This is a genomic window from Pseudomonas sp. FW305-25, from assembly GCF_017351415.1.
GTDB classification, from domain to species: domain Bacteria; phylum Pseudomonadota; class Gammaproteobacteria; order Pseudomonadales; family Pseudomonadaceae; genus Aquipseudomonas; species Aquipseudomonas chlororaphis.
In genome coordinates this window covers 38,392-60,222 of sequence record NZ_JACNDE010000039.1, presented here as the reverse complement: position 1 = coordinate 60,222, position 21,831 = coordinate 38,392, and the positions used below count along the sequence as shown (strand labels likewise).

At 64.9% G+C, this 21,831-nt stretch carries 18 protein-coding genes; 12 read left to right on the top strand and 6 right to left on the bottom strand.

Annotated elements, in window-relative coordinates; all coding sequences use genetic code 11:
* Nucleotides 1-17: 17 nt before the first annotated feature.
* Nucleotides 18-764: an NRDE family protein gene (locus J4E58_RS26870; protein WP_087092517.1), complete on the bottom strand. Its 747-nt coding sequence runs from the start codon at nt 762-764 to the stop codon at nt 18-20.
* A 123-nt stretch (nt 765-887) separates the two neighbouring features.
* Here J4E58_RS26870 and J4E58_RS26865 point away from each other — a divergent pair, with 123 nt between their 5' ends.
* The 3 genes from J4E58_RS26865 (at nt 888) to J4E58_RS26855 (ending at nt 3,589) form a co-directional block, all read left to right on the top strand.
* Nucleotides 888-1,670 carry a sulfite exporter TauE/SafE family protein gene (locus tag J4E58_RS26865; protein WP_053263017.1) on the top strand — a complete coding sequence of 261 codons (783 nt, stop codon included), beginning with the start codon at nt 888-890 and terminating at the stop codon, nt 1,668-1,670.
* Nucleotides 1,671-1,748: 78 nt separating this feature from the next.
* The gene (lgt, locus tag J4E58_RS26860; RefSeq protein WP_007927350.1) at nt 1,749-2,570 is read left to right on the top strand and encodes a prolipoprotein diacylglyceryl transferase; all 822 of its coding nucleotides are present in this window, start codon (nt 1,749-1,751) and stop codon (nt 2,568-2,570) included.
* A 47-nt stretch (nt 2,571-2,617) separates the two neighbouring features.
* Nucleotides 2,618-3,589, top strand: a complete 972-nt coding sequence (locus J4E58_RS26855) for a thymidylate synthase (RefSeq protein ID WP_087092475.1) — start codon at nt 2,618-2,620, stop codon at nt 3,587-3,589.
* 138 nt (nt 3,590-3,727) lie between these two features.
* Here the strand turns inward: J4E58_RS26855 and cadR are convergent, their stop codons facing one another.
* On the bottom strand, nt 3,728-4,177 hold the full coding sequence (cadR, locus tag J4E58_RS26850) for a Cd(II)/Pb(II)-responsive transcriptional regulator (RefSeq protein ID WP_007930346.1): 450 nt from the start codon (nt 4,175-4,177) through the stop codon (nt 3,728-3,730).
* 85 nt (nt 4,178-4,262) lie between these two features.
* Between cadR and J4E58_RS26845 the strand changes: the two genes are divergently transcribed.
* The 7 genes from J4E58_RS26845 to J4E58_RS26815 all read left to right on the top strand — a co-directional run bounded on the left by J4E58_RS26845 (nt 4,263) and on the right by J4E58_RS26815 (nt 13,495).
* Entirely contained in the window at nt 4,263-6,638 is a 2,376-nt protein-coding gene (locus J4E58_RS26845) for a heavy metal translocating P-type ATPase (protein WP_087092474.1), read from the top strand.
* 20 nt (nt 6,639-6,658) lie between these two features.
* Entirely contained in the window at nt 6,659-7,522 is an 864-nt protein-coding gene (locus J4E58_RS26840; protein ID WP_009051348.1) for a LysR family transcriptional regulator, read from the top strand.
* Between the two features lie 286 nt (nt 7,523-7,808).
* Nucleotides 7,809-8,885 (top strand): putative 2-aminoethylphosphonate ABC transporter ATP-binding protein, encoded by a 1,077-nt coding sequence (locus J4E58_RS26835; RefSeq protein WP_007921288.1) that lies wholly within the window; start codon nt 7,809-7,811, stop codon nt 8,883-8,885.
* Nucleotide 8,886: 1 nt separating this feature from the next.
* Nucleotides 8,887-10,611 carry a putative 2-aminoethylphosphonate ABC transporter permease subunit gene (locus J4E58_RS26830; protein WP_087092473.1) on the top strand — a complete coding sequence of 575 codons (1,725 nt, stop codon included), beginning with the start codon at nt 8,887-8,889 and terminating at the stop codon, nt 10,609-10,611.
* A 50-nt stretch (nt 10,612-10,661) separates the two neighbouring features.
* Entirely contained in the window at nt 10,662-11,687 is a 1,026-nt protein-coding gene (locus J4E58_RS26825) for a putative 2-aminoethylphosphonate ABC transporter substrate-binding protein (RefSeq protein ID WP_007921284.1), read from the top strand.
* Between the two features lie 120 nt (nt 11,688-11,807).
* Complete coding sequence (locus tag J4E58_RS26820; protein ID WP_087092472.1) at nt 11,808-12,941, top strand: TIGR03364 family FAD-dependent oxidoreductase; 1,134 nt, start codon at nt 11,808-11,810, stop codon at nt 12,939-12,941.
* The gene (locus J4E58_RS26815; RefSeq protein WP_087092471.1) at nt 12,941-13,495 is read left to right on the top strand and encodes a phosphonate degradation HD-domain oxygenase; all 555 of its coding nucleotides are present in this window, start codon (nt 12,941-12,943) and stop codon (nt 13,493-13,495) included. Before J4E58_RS26820 ends, J4E58_RS26815 begins: the two co-directional genes overlap by 1 nt.
* A gap of 117 nt (nt 13,496-13,612) precedes the next feature.
* Here the strand turns inward: J4E58_RS26815 and J4E58_RS26810 are convergent, their stop codons facing one another.
* Both J4E58_RS26810 and J4E58_RS26805 read right to left on the bottom strand, forming a co-directional pair.
* A complete protein-coding gene (locus J4E58_RS26810; protein ID WP_087092470.1) occupies nt 13,613-15,001 on the bottom strand; it encodes a GTPase/DUF3482 domain-containing protein in 1,389 nt (462 codons plus the stop codon).
* A complete protein-coding gene (locus tag J4E58_RS26805; RefSeq protein WP_087092469.1) occupies nt 14,994-16,373 on the bottom strand; it encodes a DUF2868 domain-containing protein in 1,380 nt (459 codons plus the stop codon). The genes J4E58_RS26810 and J4E58_RS26805 overlap by 8 nt, the downstream gene beginning before the upstream one ends.
* 96 nt (nt 16,374-16,469) lie before the next feature.
* Between J4E58_RS26805 and J4E58_RS26800 the strand changes: the two genes are divergently transcribed.
* Nucleotides 16,470-16,982, top strand: a complete 513-nt coding sequence (locus J4E58_RS26800; RefSeq protein ID WP_087092516.1) for a dihydrofolate reductase — start codon at nt 16,470-16,472, stop codon at nt 16,980-16,982.
* Between the two features lie 92 nt (nt 16,983-17,074).
* On the opposite strand, the gene J4E58_RS26795 is transcribed toward J4E58_RS26800, so the two are convergent.
* Nucleotides 17,075-18,466, bottom strand: a complete 1,392-nt coding sequence (locus J4E58_RS26795; protein ID WP_087092468.1) for an L-cystine transporter — start codon at nt 18,464-18,466, stop codon at nt 17,075-17,077.
* A gap of 241 nt (nt 18,467-18,707) precedes the next feature.
* Between J4E58_RS26795 and J4E58_RS26790 the strand changes: the two genes are divergently transcribed.
* The gene (locus J4E58_RS26790) at nt 18,708-19,763 is read left to right on the top strand and encodes a phosphorylcholine phosphatase (RefSeq protein WP_087092467.1); all 1,056 of its coding nucleotides are present in this window, start codon (nt 18,708-18,710) and stop codon (nt 19,761-19,763) included.
* A 169-nt stretch (nt 19,764-19,932) separates the two neighbouring features.
* Here J4E58_RS26790 and ilvD read toward each other — a convergent pair whose 3' ends face one another.
* Complete coding sequence (ilvD, locus tag J4E58_RS26785; protein ID WP_009046053.1) at nt 19,933-21,774, bottom strand: dihydroxy-acid dehydratase; 1,842 nt, start codon at nt 21,772-21,774, stop codon at nt 19,933-19,935.
* Nucleotides 21,775-21,831 lie beyond the last annotated feature (57 nt).

Genomic DNA, 21,831 nt, shown 5'->3' with positions numbered 1-21,831 from the left:
CGTACTTTCAGACGCCGCTAAACCCTCAGCTCCACTTCCCCCAGATGCCCGCCATAGGGCCCGAAGCTGCGCTCGACTATGTGCCTGGAACCATCGGCCCGGACGATCAGCGCTGTGCTGGCCCGCGTGCCGTAGCTGGGGCTGGCGATAAACACACTCGACAGCAGGCTCTCGGTGGCCAGGCCGACCCCGGTATCGGGAAGGTCGACAAACGGCGCGGTCTGCGCATCGCTGAGCAGGGCGAGCAGAGCCTGGGGCTGCGGGTCGTGCAGTACTTCCTGTAATGCTGCCTTGGCCTTGAGTAGCTTGGGCCAGGGCGTGTCGAGCCCGGCGTTCGACAGGCCGTACACGCCACTGCCCAGTTGCTGCGGCTCACGGGCCTGGGCGTTGTAGTGCCAGAGCTGATCGGGGGTGCCCACCAGCAGGTTGAAGCCGGCATATTCCAGCGATCGGCCGACAACGTCGCTGAAATAGTCGTCTATCGACATCCTGCTGCTGAGAAAACGCGCCACCAGTTCGCCTCGGGAGCGGCGCGCGGGGGGCTGATGGGGATTGCGGATATTGGTCAGGGCGGCGAAGCGTCCGTCGGCGCCCAGGCCGAGCCAGGTGCCGCCCGCTTCCAGGTCGCGTCCGGCGTAGATATCGGGGGCTTCGGGCCATTGCGCCAACGGCAGGCTGGGGCGGGCGTAGAACTCGTCACGGTTGGCCGCGACGATCAGGGGCAGGGCGTGGCCCGGCCGCCAGGCGAATACGATCAAGCACATCAGGTTGTCCCTTTTGTGTTTTTTGCTCACTTTACGCACAGAACGACTGGGTATCCATCGCCATCCAGTGGAGCCAAGGGCCGTGCATCCGTTACCATGCCGCTCTCTTTTCGGGATGCCTCCATGGAATTTCTGCTCTATCTGCTGCTGGGGGCCTGCGCGGGCATATTGGCCGGTCTGTTTGGCGTAGGTGGCGGCATCATCATCGTTCCCGTGCTGGTGTTCAGCTTCACCCTGCAAGGTTTCGATCCGTCGATCCTGACCCACCTGGCCGTTGGCACGTCGCTGGCGACCATCATTTTTACCTCGGTCAACGCAGTTCGCGAACACCAGCGCAGGGGCGCGGTGCGCTGGCCGATCTTTGCCTGGATGACCCTGGGCATCCTGCTCGGCGCCGGAGTCGGGGCGCTGACGGCCGAAGCGATCTCCGGGCCGAACCTGCAGAAAATCATCGGCGTCTTCGCCCTGGTGGTGGCCCTGCAGATGACCCTGGACCTGCGGCCCAAGGCCAGCCGCGACGTTCCCGGCAAGCTCGGGCTGACCCTGGCCGGCAGTGTGATCGGCTGGGCCTCGGCGATTTTCGGCATCGGTGGCGGCTCGCTGACCGTGCCGTTCTTGACCTGGCGCAGCGTGCCGATGCAGCAGGCGGTGGCCACGTCCTCGGCCTGCGGTTTGCCGATTGCCGTGGCCAGTGCAATAAGTTTCATGATTCTGGGCTGGCATGATCCGTTGCTGCCGGCTCATAGTCTGGGTTTTGTGTATTTGCCGGCACTGCTGGGCATCGCCCTGACCAGTATGGTCTTTGCCCGGTTCGGCGCGCGCCTGGCCCATCGGCTGTCGGCGCGCCTGTTGAAGCGCTTGTTCGCCGGCTTGCTGTTTGTGGTCGGCCTGACGTTCCTGCTCTGACAGGTTCCGCAATCCTGGCTTAATCCGCGCGTGACATGGTCGCGGCGCAATCGAGTTTCACTCTAACGAGGAGTCGCAATGCTGCCTTACCCGCAGATCGACCCGGTGGCCCTGGCCATCGGCCCGCTGAAAATTCACTGGTACGGCCTGATGTACCTGATCGGCATCGGTGGCGCCTGGCTGCTGGCGTCGCGCCGGTTGAACCGCTTCGACCCGACCTGGACCAAGGAGAAGCTCTCCGACATGGTGTTCTGGATGTCAATGGGGGTCATTGTCGGCGGGCGCCTGGGCTATGTGCTGTTCTATGACCTGAGCGCCTACCTGGCCAACCCGACGCTGATCTTCGAGGTCTGGAAAGGCGGCATGTCGTTCCACGGCGGTTTCATCGGGGTGATGCTCGCGGCCTTGTGGTTCGGCAAGAAGAACGGCAAGTCGTTCTTCCAGCTGATGGACTTCGTCGCGCCGATGGTGCCGATCGGCCTGGGCGCCGGGCGCATCGGCAACTTCATCAACGCTGAGCTGTGGGGCAAGCCGACCGACCTGCCGTGGGCGATGATCTTCCCGCCGTTCAGCGACCCGGCCCAGCTGCCGCGCCATCCTTCGCAGCTGTATCAGTTCGCCCTGGAAGGCGTGGCGCTGTTCCTCATCCTCTGGCTGTTCTCGCGCAAGCCCCGTCCAACCATGGCGGTTTCCGGGATGTTCGCCCTGTTTTACGGTATTTTCCGTTTTATCGTCGAGTTCGTCCGGGTCCCGGATGCGCAGTTGGGCTATCTGGCGTGGAACTGGCTGACCATGGGCCAGGTGCTGTGCCTGCCGATGATCATTGGCGGCCTGTTCCTGATCTGGCTGGCCTATCACCGCGCTCCAGCGGCACCGGCGGCGAAAGACGCCGCGCTCTAATTTGGATCGCAGGGCGCGAGCCCTGCCTTCAAGGACACAGGTAATACATGAAGCAATATCTCGATCTGGTCGCCCACGTCATCAAGAACGGCACCAAGCAGGCCAACCGCACGGGCGTGAACACCATCAGCTTCCCCGGCGCGATGCTGCGTTACGACCTGAAAGACGGTTTCCCGGCGATCACCACCCGCAAGATGGCCTTCAAGTCGGCCATCGGCGAGATGTGCGGTTTCCTCCGTGGGGTGAACAACGCCGCCGAATTCCGTGCCCTGGGCTGCAAGGTCTGGGACCAGAACGCCAACGAAAACGCCCAGTGGCTGGCCAACCCCTTCCGCCAGGGCGAGGACGACCTGGGTGAGATCTACGGCGTGCAATGGCGCAAGTGGCCGGCGTACAAGCAGATCCCCCTGAGCAACCCGGCTGCCATCGAGCAGACCCTGAACCAGGGCTACCGGCAGATCGCCGAAGGCGAGGAAAACGGCCAGGCCTATGTGGTGCTGTACAAGTCCATCGACCAGGTGCGCCAGTGTGTGGATACCATCATCAAGGACCCGGGCAGCCGCCGTATCCTGTTCCACGGTTGGAACTGCGCCCAGCTGGATGAAATGGCCCTGCCGCCGTGCCACCTGCTGTACCAGTTCCACCCGAATGTCGAGACCCGGGAAATTTCCCTGACCCTCTACATCCGCTCCAACGACCTGGGCCTGGGCACACCGTTCAACCTCACCGAAGGCGCGGCGCTGCTGAGCCTGATCGGTCGCCTGACCGGCTACACCCCGCGCTGGTTCACCTATTTCATCGGTGATGCCCACGTCTACGAAAACCACCTGGACATGCTCAACGAGCAGCTCAAGCGTGAGCCGTTCCCGATGCCGAAGCTGGTGATTTCCGAACGTGTACCGGAGTTCGCCAAGACTGGCGTGTACCAGCCGGAGTGGCTGGAAAAGGTCGAACCGAGCGACTTCTCGCTGGAAGGCTACGAGCATCACGCGCCGATGACCGCGCCGATGGCGGTCTGATCGATACACCCGGCGGCGGCTCCTGTAGCCGCTGCCGCAGGCTGCGATAAGGCCCGCAGGGCCTTCTAGCAATCCCGGAGACCACGCCCACACGTGGTCGATACGGGGCATCTGCCTCTCTGTAGGGGGTTGATGGTTTCAATGCCCGTGGCTACGGCCCACATGAGAGTCCTCGGCTTCGCTGGGGGCCACCGAGCCGCTGACTTCCAGGCGCTGCAAAATCCCGCACTGATCCAGGTCCGGCCCTTCGCTGCAGCGTTGGCGCAGGTCGAGCAACTGTGTCTGCAAGGCCAGCAGCCCATCGATCCGCGCCTTGACGTGGTGGATGTGTTCGTCGATCAGCGCATTCACGTTTTGGCACTGGTCCTGCGGGCTGTCGCGCAGGTTCAGCAGGCTGCGGATTTCCTCGAGGGTCATGTCCAGGCTGCGGCAGTTGCGGATGAAGGTCAGGCGTTCGGTGTGGGCCTGGGTATACAGACGGTAATTGCCCTCGCTGCGGGCCGGCTCCGGCAGCAGGCCTTCGCGCTCGTAGTAACGGATGGTTTCGACCTGACAGTCGGTCAGTTTCGCCAGCTCGCCAATTTTCATCGCGACAATCTCCGAAAGGGTGCTTGACCCTATAGTGGCTACAGGGTGTTCACTTGGCAACAGGCACCTTTTCGGACGCGACCTTATGAGCGATTCCCTGCACACCCACGGCAAGCCCGGCGCTGACTCCAAGCATGCTGGCCACGATCATGATCACGATCACGATCACGATCATGGCCATGGCGCAAAACTGCATCCGCTGAAAAAACACGACCATGCTGGCCACGGCGCTTCCTGCTGCTCGTCGCCGTCGCTGGTCCAGTTGAGCGAGCCCCAGGCTGCCAGTCACGGCGATTCCTGCTGTTCGTCGGCCGCCGCGCCGTCGCGGGTTGTGCTCAGCGCGGCGTCGAGCGCCAATGCGCGCCTGAGCAGCTTTCGCATCGAGGCCATGGACTGCCCGACCGAGCAGACGCTGATCCAGAACAAGCTGGGCAAGCTGGCGGGTGTGCAGCAACTGGAGTTCAACCTGATCAACCGGGTGCTGGGTGTGACCCATGACCTGCAGGACGTCGCCCCGATTATCGCCGCCATCAAGTCCCTGGGCATGGAGGCCGAGCCCATCGGCCTGGGCGGCGAGTCCGATGCCCCGGCCGCGGCGCCGGTGAAAAAGCACTGGTGGCCGCTGGCGCTGTCCGGCGTCGGCGCGTTGGCCGCGGAGGTGATCCACTTCACCAGCGCCGCGCCGACCTGGGTGGTGGCGGTGATCGCCCTGGTATCGATCCTCAGTGGTGGCCTCGGTACTTACAAGAAGGGCTGGATCGCCCTGAAGAACCGCAACCTCAACATCAACGCCTTGATGAGCATCGCCGTGACCGGCGCCGTGCTGATCGGCCAATGGCCGGAAGCGGCGATGGTGATGTTCCTGTTCACCGTGGCCGAGTTGATCGAGGCCCGATCCCTGGACCGCGCGCGCAATGCCATCAGTGGCCTGATGCAGATGACCCCGGAACGGGTCACGGTGCAGGAGGCGGACGGTAGTTGGGTCGAACGGGAAGCGAAAAGCATCGAGCTGGGCGCGCTGGTACGGGTACGTCCGGGTGAACGCATCGGCCTCGACGGCGAGGTGGTGGCCGGCAGTTCGACCATCGACCAGGCGCCGATCACCGGCGAAAGCCTGCCGGTGGAAAAGACCCTGGGCGACAAGGTCTTTGCCGGCACCATCAACCAGGCCGGCTCGCTGGAGTACAAGGTGACCGCGGCGGCCAACAACTCGACCCTGGCGCGGATCATCCATGCCGTGGAACAGGCCCAGGGCGCGCGCGCGCCGACCCAGCGCTTCGTCGACAGCTTCTCGAAAATCTACACCCCCGCGGTGTTTGCCTTTGCCCTGGCCGTGGCGGTGATTCCACCGCTGTTCATGGGCGCCGCCTGGTTCGACTGGATCTACCGCGCCCTGGTGCTGTTGGTGGTGGCGTGCCCGTGCGCGCTGGTGATTTCCACCCCGGTGACCATCGTCAGCGGCCTGGCCGCGGCAGCGCGCAAAGGCATCCTGATCAAGGGCGGGGTCTACCTGGAGGGCGGCTACAAGCTCGACTACCTGGCGCTGGACAAGACCGGCACCATCACCCATGGCAAGCCGGTGCAGACCGACTTCCTGTCCCTCGACCCGCTAGCGGACAGCAGCGCCCCGGCCATCGCCGCCAGCCTGGCGTCCCGTTCCGACCACCCGGTGTCTTTGGCCATTGCCAATGCGGCTGTGGATAAACAGCTGAGCCTGCACCTTGTGGATAACTTCGAAGCCCTGGCCGGCCGCGGTGTGCGTGGCGAAATCAACGGCCAGCTCTACCACCTGGGCAATCACCGCCTGGTGGAGGAGCTGGGGCTGTGCTCGCCGGAGCTGGAAGAGCAGCTGTTCGCCCTGGAGAAACAGGGCAAGACTGTGGTGCTGTTGCTCGACAGCGCCGGCCCCCTGGCCCTGTTCGCCGTGGCGGACACGGTCAAGGAGTCCAGCCGCGAAGCGATCCAGCAGTTGCACGAACTGGGCATCAAGACCCTGATGCTGACTGGCGACAACCCGCACACCGCCGAAGCCATCGCCGCCCAGGTGGGCATCGATCAGGCCCGCGGCGACCTGCTGCCCACCGATAAACTGCAAGCTATCGAAGACCTGTACGCCCAAGGGCACCGGGTCGGCATGGTCGGCGACGGCATCAACGACGCCCCGGCCCTGGCCCGCGCGGAGATCGGTTTCGCCATGGCCGCGGCAGGCACCGACACCGCCATCGAGACCGCCGATGTCGCCCTGATGGACGACGATCTGCGCAAGATTCCGGCGTTTGTCCGGCTGTCCCGGCAGACCTCGAACATCCTCGTACAAAATATCGCCCTGGCCCTGGTCATCAAGGCGATCTTTCTTGGGGTAACCTTCTTCGGGTTGGCCACCATGTGGATGGCCGTGTTCGCCGACATGGGCGTCAGCCTGTTGGTGGTCTTCAACGGTTTGCGCCTGTTGCGCAAATAAAGGGATAACGAGAGCGTGCAGTGCTGAGTGCCGAGCTGAAGGCGTTTTACATGGTGGCCCGCCTGGGCAGCATCACCCTGGCGGCGAAAAAGCTCGGCCTGAGCCAGCCCACGGTGACCACCCAGATCCGTCATCTGGAAAGCCAGTATGCGGTCGAGCTGTTCTATCGCGGCGGCCGCCGCCTCAGCGTCAGCGAAGAGGGTGCCCGGCTGTTGCCGATGGTCAAGGCGCTGTTGCAGCAGGAAGCCGATATCGAGTTCTTCCTGCGCAATAGCGGCCAGCTGCAAGGCACCCTGCGGATTGCCGCCACGGCGCCGTATTACATCCTCGATCTGGTGAAGACCTTCCGGGAGCGCCTGCCCCAGGTGGAAGTGTCGGTGGAAATCGGCAACTCGCAGCAGGTCCTGGAATCGCTGGAGGAATACCGGGTCGACATCGCCGCGTCGTCGCAGCTGCTGGAGGATTCGCGCTTGATCCGCCGGGTGCTCGGCAGCGATCCACTGGTGCTGGCGGTGCACCGCAATCATCCGTTGGCGGCCCTCGATCACGTGCCCTTGAACGCCCTGGCCGGGCACACCCTGCTGATGCGCGAGCCGGGCTCCACCACCCGGCGCCTGACCGAAGAGCTGCTCGACAGCGCCCGGGTCAGCTTCGGGCCGCTGCTGGAGATCGGCAGCCGCGAGTCGATCCGCGAGGCGGTGCTGCGCAATATCGGCATCAGCATCATTGCCCGTCAGGAAGTGCCCCACGATCCGCAACTGCGGGTGCTGACCATCGAGAACGCGCCGCAGATCGCCGAGTATCTGTACTGCCTCAAGGAGCGCAAGGGTGCGCGCCTGCCGGCGGCCTTCCTCGGGCTGGCGCAGGAAATGGCGCCAGCCTGATCCGCCCACACCTCATCCGTAGCCGCTGCCGAGCGCAGCGAGGCTGCGAACGGGTGCGCAGCGCCCGCAAAAGGCGCCCTGCGGTTACCTCGCCAGATCGCGTTGTCGGGCCTGCGGTTGCTGCGCAACCGTTCGCAGCCTCGCGGGCTCGGCAGCGGCTACAAGGCTCTGCGTTCTCTTGAACCCAAATCTGCCAATACCACTATCGGCAGCTTTTGCCTCACTGCCACAGTAACTACGCATTCGTTCCCTAGGATGGCCTGCATCTGCTTGATGAGGTCCGTCCATGAACAACCCGATCGCAACTGCCCTGAGCAACCCCGGCGCGCCGATGAAAGTGCGCGGCATGCAGAAACGCTTTGGCGCTTTCACCGCCCTGGATAACGTCTCCCTGGACGTGGCGGCCGGCGAGCTGGTGTGCCTGCTCGGTCCGTCGGGCTGCGGCAAGACCACCTTGCTGCGCTGCATCGCCGGCCTCGAGCGCCAGGACCGGGGCGAGTTGTACCTGGGCAGCCGCGACGTCTCGCACCTGGCGCCCCAGGCCCGGGACTACGGCATTCTGTTCCAGTCCTATGCGCTGTTCCCCAACCTCAGCGTCGAAGCCAACATCGCCTATGGCCTGGCCGGCAGCGGTCGCGACGAAGTGCGCAAGCGCGTAGCGCAGATGCTGGAGCTGGTGGGCCTGACCGGCAGCGAAAAGAAATACCCCGGCCAGCTGTCGGGCGGCCAGCAGCAGCGGGTGGCCCTGGCGCGAGCCCTGGCCCCGGCGCCTTCGTTATTGTTGCTGGATGAACCGATGTCGGCGCTGGATGCCCGGGTGCGCGAGCACCTGTGCACCGAGCTGCGCCAACTGCAGCGACGCCTGGGCATCACCACCCTGATGGTCACCCACAACCAGGACGAGGCCATGTTGATGGCCGACCGTATCGCGGTGATGAACAACGGCAAGGTCGAGCAATACGCCACGCCGCAGGAAATCTATGATCGCCCGGCCACCCCGTTCGTCGCCGAATTCGTCGGCCAGGGCAACTGGCTGCCGTTCCGCCGCAGCAGCGACAGCCACGCCCAGGTTGGTGGGATGAATGTGCGGCTGGCGGCCGACTCCGGCAAGGCTGCCTCGGGTCGCTTGTTCTGCCGCCCGGAGGCGATCAGCGTCAACCCGCCGGTGCACGAGGAAAACCTGTTCCCGGCCAAGGTCCGGGAGATCACCTTCCTCGGCAACCGCTGTCGCATGAGTTTCGAACTCAACCAATTGCCCGGCCATCCGCTGCTGGCCGAGCTGGCCCCGGAAGCCATGCCGCGCCTCGGTGCCCAGGACATCTGGGTTGCCTTGCCACCGCGCAGCCTGCAGGTGTTTGCCTGAGATGGCCGTTGACCTGACCCTGCCGCTACCCACAAAACGGGCGCGCCAGGCGGCCCGTGCGCAAATCGGCGACCGCCTCTTCGTGCTCGGCGGCAAGCTGGTCCTGCTGATGCTGCTGGGCCTGGCGGTGTTGCTGCCGTTGCTGGCGATTTTCTGGCGCGGTTTCAGCGGCGAAGCCGGGCAGGGCGGTGGCCTGGTTGCGGCCCGTGAGCTGGTGACCAGCGCCAACTTCCACTGGCTGTTGGGCAACAGCCTGAAAGTCTCCCTCAGCGTGGCCGCCATCGTGGTGCCGCTGGCCTACCTGTTCGCCTATGCCCTGCAACGCACGCTGATTCCCGGCAAGGCGATCTGGCGCGGCCTGTCGCTGCTGCCGCTGATGGCGCCGTCGATGCTGCCGGGGATCGCCCTGGTCTATCTGTTCGGCAACCAGGGCCTGCTCCGTGGCCTGCTCTCGGACAATATCTACGGTTTCTGGGGCATCGTTCTCGGCGAGGTGATCTACACCTTTCCTCACGCCCTGATGATCCTGCTGTCGGCCCTGTCCCTGGCCGATGCGCGGCTGTTCGACGCCGCGTCGAGCATGGGCGCCAGCCCGGCCAAGGCCTTTCGCAGCATCACCTGGCCGGCCACCCGGCAGGCGGTGTTCGCCGCGTTCTGCCTGGTGTTCACCCTGACCATCACCGATTTCGGCGTGCCGGTGGTGGTCGGTGGCGACTATCAGGTGCTGGCGCTGGAAGCCTACAAGGCGGTGGTCGGCCAGCAACAGTTCGGCCGTGGCGCCTTGATCGGCATGGTGCTGTTGCTGCCGGCGCTGTTCAGCTTCGGTGTCGATGCCTGGCTGCGCCGTCGCCATGGCGATTCCATGAGCGGCCGGGCTCAGGTGTTCCAGCCGGCGCCTTCCCGGCTGCGGGACGGTTGCTACCTGGCGATCGTCCTGCTGATCTGCGCGGCGCTGCTGCTGGTGTTCGGCATGGCGGTGTTCTCGTCGCTGGTGAAGTTCTGGCCCTATAACCTTTCGCTGTCGCTCAACCACTACCAGTTCAACGACACCGCCGGCGGCGGCTGGCTGGCCTACCGCAACAGCCTGACCATGGCCCTGTGCACGGCGCTGATCGGCAGCGCGCTGATCTTCACCGGCGCCTACCTGATGGAGAAGACCCATACCCAGCGCGGCCTCAACCTGGCGCTGCGCATGCTCAGCTTCGTGCCGATGGCGGTGCCGGGCCTGGTGCTGGGCCTGGGTTACGTCTTCTTCTTCAACCTCAGCGGCAACCCGCTGCATGTGTTCTACGGCAGCATGACCCTGCTGGTGGTGTGCACCATTGCTCACTACCTGACCACCGCGCAGATGACCGCCACCACCGCGCTGCGCCAGCTCGATGCCGAGTTCGAGGCCGCGGCGCTGTCGCTCAAGGCCCCGCTGTACCGCCATTACCTGCGGGTCACCGTGCCGATCTGCCTGCCGGCGCTGCTGGATATCCTGCGCTACCTGTTCGTCTCGGCCATGACCACCGTCTCGGCGGCGATCTTCCTCTACAGCCCCGACACCATCCTCGCGGCGGTGGCGGTGCTGAACATGGACGACGCCGGCAACGTCGGCGGCGCGGCCGCCATGTCGACCCTGATCCTCTTTACCTCGGCGGGCGTGTCCCTGCTCCTGGCCTGGGCTTCGCGCGGTTTGCTGCGCCGCTCCCAGGCCTGGCGGCAGACCGCGCCCGGCCATTGAGTCTGCCCAACCCCCACTAACAAGCCCCCACCCCAGAAAGGAACCGCACCATGTTCAAGCCCCTGGCTGTTGCCGCTGCTGTCCTCACTGCCTTCAGCATGAACGCCTTTGCCGCGAAGACCGAACTGACGGTCTATACCGCCCTCGAAGCCGAACAGCTCAAGAGCTACAAGCAAGCCTTCGAAGCCGCCAACCCGGATGTGGAAATCAAATGGGTGCGTGATTCCACCGGGATCATCACCGCCAAGCTGCTGGCGGAAAAAGCCCGGCCGCAGGCGGACGCAGTGTGGGGCCTGGCCGCTTCCAGCCTGGCGATCCTCGATCAGCAGGGCATGCTGCAAAGCTATGCACCGAAGGATCTGGGCAAGATCGGCGGCAACTACCGTGACGCCGCCAACCCGCCGGCCTGGGTCGGCATGGACGTCTGGGCCGCGACCATCTGCTTCAACACCGTCGAGGCACAAAAGCAGGGCCTGACCAAGCCAGTGAGCTGGCAGGACCTGACCAAGCCTGAGTACAAGGGCAAGATCGTCATGCCCAACCCGGCCTCGTCCGGCACCGGCTTCCTCGACGTCAGCGCCTGGTTGCAGACCTTTGGCGAGAAGCAGGGCTGGCAGTACATGGACGACCTGCACCAGAACATCGGCCAGTACGTTCACTCCGGTTCCAAGCCGTGCAAGCTGGCGGCGGCCGGCGAATTCCCGATCGGCATCTCCTTCGAATACCCGGCCGTGCAGCTCAAGCGCCAGGGCGCGCCGCTGGACATCGTGCTGCCCAAGGAAGGCCTGGGCTGGGAAATCGAAGCCACCGCGGTGATCAAGGGCACCCCTCATGAAGAAGCGGCGAAGAAGCTCGCCGACTTCTCCGCCAGCCCCGCGGCCATGGAGCTGTACAAGGAAAACTTCGCCGTGCTGGCCCAGCCGGGGATCGCCAAGCCGCAGACCGAACTGCCGGCCGACTACGAGCAGCGCCTGATCAAGAACGACTTCGCCTGGGCCTCGAAGAACCGCGACGAGATCCTCGCCGAGTGGCGCAAGCGTTATGACGGCAAGTCCGAGAAGGTCGCCGCCCAGTAACCAATAGACCGCTATCGCGAGCAATCGAGCGTCGACCGGCTGCTCCTACAGGGTTGGCCTTTGTAGGAGCGAGCTTGCTCGCGATTGACCTCGTAGGGTCATTTCCCAAGGACCACACCCATGAGCAACCACAACGACCTGCTGATCGTCGGCGCCGGCATTCTCGGGCTGTCCCATGCCTATGCCGCGGCCAAGCGCGGTTTGCGGGTCAAGGTTTTCGAGCGCAGCGCCACGCCCCTGGGCGCGTCGGTGCGCAATTTCGGCCAGGCCCTGGTGACCGGCCAGCCGCCTGGCGTGATGCTCGACCTGGCCAGGGCCAGCCGCGGCATCTGGGGCGACTGGGCACAGTTGGCCGGCCTGCCGCTCAAGCGCAACGGCTCTTACCTGTTCGCCCGCACCGAGGCCGAGGAGCAATTGCTGCAGGCCTTCTGCGCCGGACGTGCGCAGGAACACGGCTACCGGGTCGAACTGCTGCGCGGCGCGGCGTTGAACGATCTGTACGGCGGCCGCTTCCGCCATCATCGCGCGGCGCTGCATGGCCTGGATGACCAGCAGCTGTATTCCCGCGAAGCCATCCCGATGCTGATCGACTACCTGCGCCGCGACCTGGGGGTGGAGTTTCATTTTTCCACCCTGGTGCGCGACATCGAGCCCGGCCAGTTGCACAGCACCGCCGGCAGCTTTCGCGCGGGGCAGATCCTGGTCTGTTCCGGGCATGACTATCAGACCCTGCTGGCCGAACCGATTGCCGCGCTGGCGCCGCAGGTCTGCCGCCTGCAAATGCTCCGCGCCCGGCCCGAGGTGCCACTGAACCTGCAACACGCGTTGCTCACCGGCCTGAGCTGCGTGCATTACGGCGCCTTTGCCGACCTGCCTGAAGCGGCGGCGGTGCAGGCGCAGATCCTGCGGGATGCGCCGCACCTGCACGAAAACGGCATCCACCTGCTGATCAGCCCGACGCCCTACGGCGAGCTGATCATCGGCGACTCCCACCATTACGGCAGCGACCCGTCGCCGTTCAATACCGAGCAGGTGGACACCTGGATGCTCGAACTGGCCGAGCACACCCTGGGCTGCAAGGTGCAGGTGGTCGAGCGCTGGCAGGGTGTTTATGGCGCCCGCGGCCCGGGGCCGTTTTCGTTCCTGCGCCCGGCCGCCGGGGTCAGCGTGGCCCTGATGCATACCGGCGTGGGCATGAGCGTCGGCCCGGCCATGGCCGAGGGCAATATCGCCCGTTTGCTGGAGGAAGCCTGATGCGGCCTGAGCAGCGGATCGCCGAGGTGTTCGGCCTGTATGAGCGCTTTGGCGACAGCGACTACATCGGCGAGCCGGTGTCGCAGATCGAGCACATGTCCCAGGCCGCACAACTGGCCATGGCCGAGGGCTTCGACGACGAAGTGGTGCTGGCGGCGTTCTTCCACGATATCGGGCATATCTGTGGGCAGGATGCCGAGAGCATGGACGGTTTCGGCGTGGCCGGCCATGAGCGGCTGGGCGCCGACTACCTGCGCCGCGCCGGTTTCAGCGAGCGCCTGGCGCGGCTGGTGGAGTACCACGTGCAGGCCAAGCGTTACCTGACCTGCAAGGAGCCGGGCTACTACGAGCGGCTCAGCCAAGCCAGCCGGCGCACCCTGGAATACCAGGGCGGGGTGATGAGCGCCGAGGAGGCCCGGGCCTTCGAGCAGGACCCGCTATGCGCGGTCAGCCTGCGCCTGCGCCATTGGGACGAACAGGCCAAGGAGCTGTGGGTGCCGGTGATGGATTTGCAGGTGCTCAAGGACAAGGCGGTGCGGTTGTTGGCTGTCTGATCCGAGTCCTGCGGTGCCCGGGGGACAGCTATCGCGAGCAAGCTCGCTCCTACAGGGGAACGCATGTTCTGTAGGAGCGAGCTTGCTCGCGATGACGTAGGCGGGGGCGCCGCAGGCTTAACTGTCGACCACCAGCTTCTGCGCCAACACCTCGATCTGCTCCTGGCGCTCCGCCTGGCTCAGGCGCGGCGCCGGGTTCAGCGACGACCACTGCGGATGGGCGCGGGCCTTGTTCAGCGCCTCCGGCAGCTTGCCCTCGCGCCAGCTCTGGTCCTGGGGCGTGGCCAGCTGGATGCTGCCCAGCGCCGCATGCCCGCGCACATTCAACGCCTGCACCAGTTGCCGTTGGCGCAGGGCCAAGAGGCGCAGCACGCTGTCGTCCACGGTCAGTTCGCGCTGGCCCTTGAGCTTGCCCAGCAGGCGGCCGCCGTAGCTGCGGGCGGTTTGCAGCGCGCCACCGGCAATCGCCCCGGCCAGGGCCGCCGCGCCCAGGGTCAGGCCGCCCACCAGCAGATCGACGCCAGCCCCGGCCGCCGCGCCGGCGGCGATCCCGCCACCGACCCGGACCCCGAGTTGCTTGAGGGTTTCCGGGTTGAACAGGTCATCGCCCCAGCGTCCGTCGAGCAGCGGCACATCGCTGGCGGCGGCATCCTGCGGGCGGAAGGCGTAGAGCTTGAGCAACGCCTCGACGCAGCGCTGTTCGCGCTGGCGCACGGCCTTGCGCAGTTCGCCGATGGCCTGCTGTTCCTGCTCGACCTCGCTGACCACGCTGCACCGGCAGGCGGCGCAATCGATCAGCAGTTCGGCGATCAGCCGCGCGGCGCTTTGCTGGCGAGCCGCGCGCTGCGCCTGCTGGTCGGCGATCAGGCGTTCCAGCTGCGGTCGCGAGCTTTCCAAAAGCAACGCCAGGCTTTCATACAGCCGCCGCTCGCCATCCTCCGGCGGTGCCACGCTGTCGAAGCGCACCAGCGCGTGCAGGCCCAGGCGGGCCAGGGCGTCGCGCCAGTCCGGCTCACGGTGGCTGGCGCTGCTGACGAAGTTCAGCACCGGCAGCAACGGCTTGCCGCAGCTGGCGAGGACTTCCAGCTCGTCGCGGTACTTGGCCAGTACCGGCTCGCGAGCGTCGATCACATACAGCCCGGCGTCGGAGTCCAGCAGTTGGCGCAGCACCTTGGCTTCCTGTTCGAAACGCTGGCGCGCCTCGCTGCCTTCGAGAAACCGCGCCAGGCGGGCCGGGCCGTCCAGGCGCTCGCCAGGGTGCTCCAGGCGTTCCAGGTAGTCGAGCAGGGCGATGGCGTCTTCCAGGCCGGGGGTGTCGTACAGGTCGAGCAGCGGTTCGCCGTCCACCGACAGCCGCGCGCCCTCGACATGGCGGGTGGTGCTGGGGCGATGGGAGACCTCGCCGAACCCCACGTCCCGGGTCAGGGTACGCAGCAGGGAGGTCTTGCCGACGTTGGTGTGGCCGACCACCGCCAGCTTCAACGGCGGTTTGCGAGGATCAGTCATGGCCGGTCTCCAGCCAGTTCAGCGGTGCGCAATCGGCGAATGGCAGCTCCAGCTGTTGCAGCGCCACGTGCCAGTCGCCCAGGCGTTCGGCGTCCAGCGCCTGGCCCGGTGGCGCCTGCAACAGCCAGACCCGGGTGGCAGTCGCGCTGCGGGCCAGTTCGGCGATCAGCGCCAGGCTGCCACGGTCCGGCGAGCGCCGTGGATCGCAGGCGATGGCCAGGCGCGCCGGCGGAAAGCGGCTCATCTGTTCCAGCAGCTTGTGCCGGGATTCGCGGCTGTCGAGGATGCCGGCGTCCTTCACCGAGGCCGGCAATTGCGGTGGCCAGGGGCGCTGGTCGTCCAGTTCGATGGCCACCAGCAGGGCGCCATCGCTGTCCTGTGCGCTGACGCCGCCTTCGATGCGGTGCAGCAGTTCGGGGGCGGCATCGTTGATCCCCAGGCGTTCGCTGCTGGGCATCAGCGCTTCGCGCAGCTGGCTGTAGCCAGGGAGGTTGAGGTCCAGTCGCAGGCGCGCCTGCCCGTGCTTCCAGCACCAGCGACAGAACAGCATCAACAACAGGCGCGGCAGCACGCCGTAAATGATCAGCGAGGCCACCAGCCAGACGGCCCACATCTGGCGCACCAGTTCAGTGTTGTAAACATCCCGGGTACTGGCGTGAATCATCTCTACGGTCGGTACCCCGAAACCTATGGCCCGGGGTATGGCGCTGAGGGCGTTGGTGATCGCCACGAAGGCATCCGCGCCGAGCAGGGTGCTTTCCCAGTAGAACCCGTAGCGCTTGGTGATCAGCAGCATCAGCAGGATCGCCACGGCGCTGAGCAGGGCGAGCAGCCACAGGCCGTTGACCAGGGTGCCGATGGCCCAGCGATTGAGTTTGCGCCGTTGCAGCAACAGCAGCAGGGCCGGCGCCAGCTGCGCGGCCTTGGCGTCGCGGGCGAGCTTGGCGCTGAGCCACAGCCACAGGCGGCCGAGGCTGGCGCCCTGTTCGCCGGCGAACAGCAGGCCGATGGCCCAGCTCAGCAGCAGAAGCAGGTTGAGGCCGAGCAGGCTGCCCAGGGCCCAGAACACATTAACCGGCGCCTGCCCGTTACCCAGGGCGGCGAAGGCCAGGCCGGCACCGCTGACCATGGCCAACACAGCCATCAGCAACAGCGCCAGGCGCGCGCCCTGGACCCAGTGGCGCAGGGCGGCGGCCAGGCCGTCGCGTTCGGCCAGCCACAGCGCGCGGTATTGGAGGCGGCTCGCCAGGTCGCCGCCCGCAGTGCGCGCCAGGCGATTGGCTTCCTGGTCCTCCAGGGCGCCGGCGTGTTCTTCACGCAGGCGTACGGCTTCGGTGAGCCAGAGTTTTTGCAGTGGGGTCAGTGCTGTCACGCGTCATTCCGTTGCTCAAATGAGCGCTGAGCATAACCGCTGTCACGCCTGTCGGGGTACGTTGCGGGATGCTGAGCCTCTGGTATGCTCGCCCGCATGAAAAAAACTCTTACTTTAAGTCTGATCGCAGCTCTTGGTGAAAACCGGGTGATTGGCGTCGACAACAGCATGCCCTGGCACTTGCCGGGGGATTTCAAGTACTTCAAAGAAAATACGCTCGGCAAACCGATCATCATGGGTCGCAAGACTTGGGATTCCCTTGGTCGTCCACTGCCGGGTCGCCTGAATATCGTGGTCAGCCGTCAAGCTGAACTGCAATTAGAAGGGGCGGAGGTTTATCCGTCTTTGGAGGCAGCGGTGACTCGGGCTGAAGAGTGGGCCCGTGAACAGTGTGCTGATGAAGTGATGCTGATTGGCGGAGCTCAATTGTATGCGCAAGGGTTGGATCACGCTGATCGGCTGTATCTCACTAGTGTTGCTCTGAGCCCGGAAGGGGATGCTTGGTTTCCCAAGTTCGACCAGAGCCAATGGAAAAAGGTGTGGGACAGCCCGAATCCGCCGCAAGGGGATAAGCCGGCCTATACATTCGAGGTCTGGGAAAAAGCCTAAAAGCTTCGCGGGCAAGCCTCGCTCCTACAGATGAAGGCGTTCTTCTGTAGGAGCGAGGCTTGCCCGCGATGACATTCTAAAGGTCGCAGCCCTTAAGCCTGCGCCAGCTCCGCATGCTCATCGGCATCGAGCTTTTCTTTATCGGTCTGCTGCATGATCTGGCTGGTGATCGCCCCGGCGGTCATCGAACCGCTGACGTTCAGTGCGGTACGGCCCATGTCGATCAGCGGCTCCACGGAAATCAGCAGCGCCACCAGGGACACCGGTAAGCCCATGGCCGGCAGCACGATCAGCGCGGCGAACGTCGCGCCACCGCCTACCCCGGCCACCCCGGCCGAACTCAAGGTCACTATCGCCACCAGGGTCGCGATCCACAGCGGGTCCAGCGGGTCGATGCCGACGGTTGGGGCCACCATGACCGCCAGCATGGCCGGGTACAGGCCAGCGCAGCCGTTCTGGCCGATGGTCGCGCCGAACGAGGCGGCGAAGCTGGCGATGGACTGCGGAATGCCCAAGCGGCTGGTCTGCGCCTCGATGCTCAGCGGGATGCTCGCGGCGCTGGAGCGGCTGGTGAAGGCGAAGGTCAGCACCGGCCAGACCTTGCGGAAGAAGCGCAGCGGGTTGATCCCGGCCAGCGAAACGAGCAGGCCGTGGACCACGAACATCAGGCCCAGGCCGATGTACGACACCACCACGAAACTGCCGAGTTTGATGATGTCCTGCAGGTTGGAGCTGGCGACCACCTTGGTCATCAGCGCCAGCACGCCGTAAGGGGTCAGCTTCATCACCAGGCGTACCAGGCGGGTGACCCAGGCTTGCAGGGTGTCGATGGCGTTGACCACTTTCTGGCCCTTGTCGGCGTCGTCCTTGAGCAACTGCAGGGCGGCGACACCGAGGAAGGCGGCGAAGATCACCACGCTGATGATCGAGGTCGGCTTGGCCCGGGCCAGGTCGGCGAAGGGGTTCTGCGGAATGAACGACAGCAGCAGTTGCGGGATATTCAGGTCGGCGACCTTGCCCGCGTAATCGCTCTGGATCACCTGCAGGCGGGCCATTTCCTGGGTCCCGGCCACCAGCCCTTCGGCGGTCAGGCCGAACAGGTTGGTCAGGGCGATGCCGATCAGCGCGGCGATGGCGGTGGTGAACAGCAGGGTGCCGATGGTCAGGAAGCTGATCCGGCCCAGGGACGAGGCGTTGTGTAGGCGCGCCACGGCACTGAGGATCGAGGCGAACACCAGCGGGATCACGATCATCTGCAGCAATTGCACATAACCGTTGCCCACCAGGTCGAACCAGCCGATGGAGGTTTTCAGGACGGGGTTGCCGGCACCGTAGATGCCGTGCAGGGCAACACCGAAAACCACGCCCAGCACCAGCGCCAGCAGGACCTTCTTGGCCAGGCTCCAGGTGGTATGACGGGTTTGTGCCAGGCCCAGCAGCAAGGCGAGGAACACCAGCAGGTTGAGGATCAGCGGCAGGTTCATTAAGGCTCCGATAAGACTTGTGCCAATCGCTTATGGCGGCGATTGCGAACCGGCAAGCCTAACAGCTTGATATCTAATGAATTAATATCAAAAACGCATTGAGACTGTCGTTTTTGGAATAAGCCGCTGACGCTCAGGCACATGCCGATGACGGGATCAGGACGCGGGCGGTCGCCCACAGGCGAGGATTGTCACAGCGATTTGTTAGCGTCGATCTCTTTAAATCAGGGAGAAAACGCCGATGAAACTCGCTCCGAAATTTCTGGTTGCCGCACTCTGCCTGGGCCTTGCCGGCCAGGTTCTCGCCACCGACTTGCAGCACTGGCCCGCGGACCAGGCCAAGCAACTGGACGCGATGATCGCGGCCAACGCCAACAAGGGTAACTACGCGGTGTTCGACATGGACAACACCAGTTACCGCTACGACCTGGAAGAGTCGCTGCTGCCGTTCATGGAGAACAAGGGCCTGATCACCCGCGAGACCCTCGACCCCTCCCTGAAGCTGATGCCGTTCAAGGACACCGCCGAGCACAAGGAAAGCCTGTTCAGCTATTACTACCGCCTCTGTGAAATCGACGACATGGTCTGCTACCCCTGGGTGGCGCAGGTGTTCTCCGGATTCACCCTCAAGGAACTCAAGGGCTATGTCGACGAATTGATGGCCTCGGGCAAGCCGGTGCCGGCCACCTATTTCGAAGGCGACGTGGTCAAGAACACCGAGATCAATCCGCCGAAAATCTTCACCGGCCAGAAAGAGCTGTACAACAAGCTGATGGAGAACGGCATCGAGGTCTACGTGATGACCGCCGCTTCCGAGGAACTGGTGCGCATGGTCGCGTCCGATCCGAAGTACGGCTACAACGTCAAGCCGCAGAACGTCATCGGCGTGACCACCCTGCTCAAGGACCGCAAGACCGGCGAGCTGACCACCGCGCGCAAGCAGATCACCGCCGGCAAGTATGACGAGAAGGCCAACCTCGGCCTGGAACTGACCCCTTACCTGTGGACCCCGGCGACCTGGATGGCCGGCAAGCACGCGGCGATCCTGACCTACATCGACGAGTGGAAAAAACCGGTGCTGGTGGGCGGCGACACCCCGACCAGCGATGGCTACATGCTGTTCCACGGTGTCGACGTGGCCAAGGGCGGCATCCACCTGTGGGTCAACCGCAAGGACAAGTACATGGCCCAGATCAACGGCATGATGGCCAAGCACGCCGCGGCCCAGGCCAAGGAAGGGCTGCCGGTGACGGCGGACAAGAACTGGGTGATCGTCAAGCCGGAGGACATTCAGTAAGAACGGGTTGAATCCATCGCGGGCAAGCCTCGCTCCTACAGGATCAGTGCCGCCTGTAGGAGCGAGCGGGCGGCGATCCGACTTACCCGCGACAGGCCTCGCAGAGGCCGATCTCCAGACAAAAAAATGCCCCGCACTTGGCGGGGCATTTTCATTCAGTGGCCGGCAATCACAGACCGTCGAGCATCGCCTTGTTGCGCACCGCGCCCTTGTCGGCGCTGGTGGCCAGCAGGGCATAGGCTTTCAGGGCGGTGGTCACCTTGCGTGGGCGTTTTTCCACCGGCTTCCAGCCTTTCTTGTCCTGCTCGACGCGGCGGGCAGCCAGTTCTTCGTCGCTGACCAACAGGTTGATCGAGCGGTTCGGAATGTCGATCAGCACCTTGTCGCCGTCCTGTACCAGACCGATGGCGCCGCCCGCCGCTGCCTCTGGCGAAGCATGGCCGATGGACAGGCCCGAGGTGCCGCCGGAGAAGCGGCCGTCGGTCAGCAGGGCGCAGGCTTTGCCCAGGCCCTTGGACTTCAGGTAGGAGGTCGGGTACAGCATTTCCTGCATGCCCGGGCCGCCTTTCGGACCTTCGTAGCGAATGATGACGATGTCGCCTTCCTTCACTTCGTCGGCGAGGATGCCGCGCACCGCGCTGTCCTGGCTTTCGAAGATCTTCGCGTTGCCTTCGAAGACGTGGATCGACTCGTCGACGCCGGCGGTCTTCACCACGCAGCCGTCCAGGGCGATGTTGCCGTACAGCACGGCCAGGCCGCCTTCTTTCGAGTAGGCATGTTCGACGCTGCGGATGCAGCCGTTTTCACGGTCGTCGTCGAGGCTCGGCCAGCGGGTCGACTGGCTGAACGCGGTCTGGGTCGGGATACCGGCCGGGCCTGCCTTGAAGAAGTGGTGCACCGCTTCGTCGCTGGTCTGGGTGATGTCCCACTTGGCGATGGCTTCTTCCATGCTGCGGCTGTGCACGGTCGGCAGGTCGGTGTGCAGCAGGCCGCCGCGCGCCAGGGAGCCGAGGATGCTGAAGATGCCGCCGGCACGGTGCACGTCTTCCATGTGGTACTTCTGGATGTTCGGCGCCACCTTGCACAGTTGCGGCACGCTGCGGGACAGGCGGTCGATGTCGCGCAGGTCGAAATCGATCTCGGCTTCCTGGGCGGCGGCCAGCAGGTGCAGGATGGTGTTGGTCGAACCGCCCATGGCGATGTCGAGCATCATGGCGTTCTCGAACGCCTTGAAGTTGGCGATGTTGCGCGGCAGCACCGACTCGTCGTTCTCGCCGTAGTAGCGCTTGCACAGCTCGACGATAGTGCGGCCGGCCTGCAGGAACAGCTGTTCGCGGTCGCTGTGGGTGGCCAGGGTCGAACCGTTGCCCGGCAGGGCCAGGCCCAGGGCTTCGGTCAGGCAGTTCATCGAGTTGGCGGTGAACATGCCGGAGCAGGAACCGCAGGTTGGGCAGGCGCTGCGCTCGTACTCGGCAACCTTCTCGTCAGAAGCGCTGGAGTCGGCGGCGATCACCATGGCATCGACCAGGTCGAGGCCGTGGGCGGCGAGCTTGGTCTTGCCGGCTTCCATCGGGCCGCCGGAAACGAAGATCACCGGGATGTTCAGGCGCAGGGCGGCCATCAGCATGCCGGGGGTGATCTTGTCGCAGTTGGAGATGCAGACGATGGCGTCGGCGCAGTGGGCGTTGACCATGTACTCCACGGAGTCGGCGATGATCTCGCGGCTCGGCAGTGAATACAGCATGCCGTCGTGGCCCATGGCGATGCCGTCATCCACGGCGATGGTGTTGAATTCCTTGGCCACGCCGCCGGCGCGTTCGATTTCGCGGGCGACCAGCTGGCCCAGGTCCTTGAGGTGCACGTGGCCCGGGACGAACTGGGTGAAGGAGTTGGCAATGGCGATGATCGGCTTCTTGAAGTCGTCATCTTTCATCCCCGTGGCGCGCCACAGGGCGCGGGCGCCGGCCATGTTGCGGCCGTGGGTGGATGTTTTCGAGCGGTAATCAGGCATGGAGCACTCCGGGCGGCTAATCAGGTAACAAATGGGGAGTGAGCTTCTATTGACCCC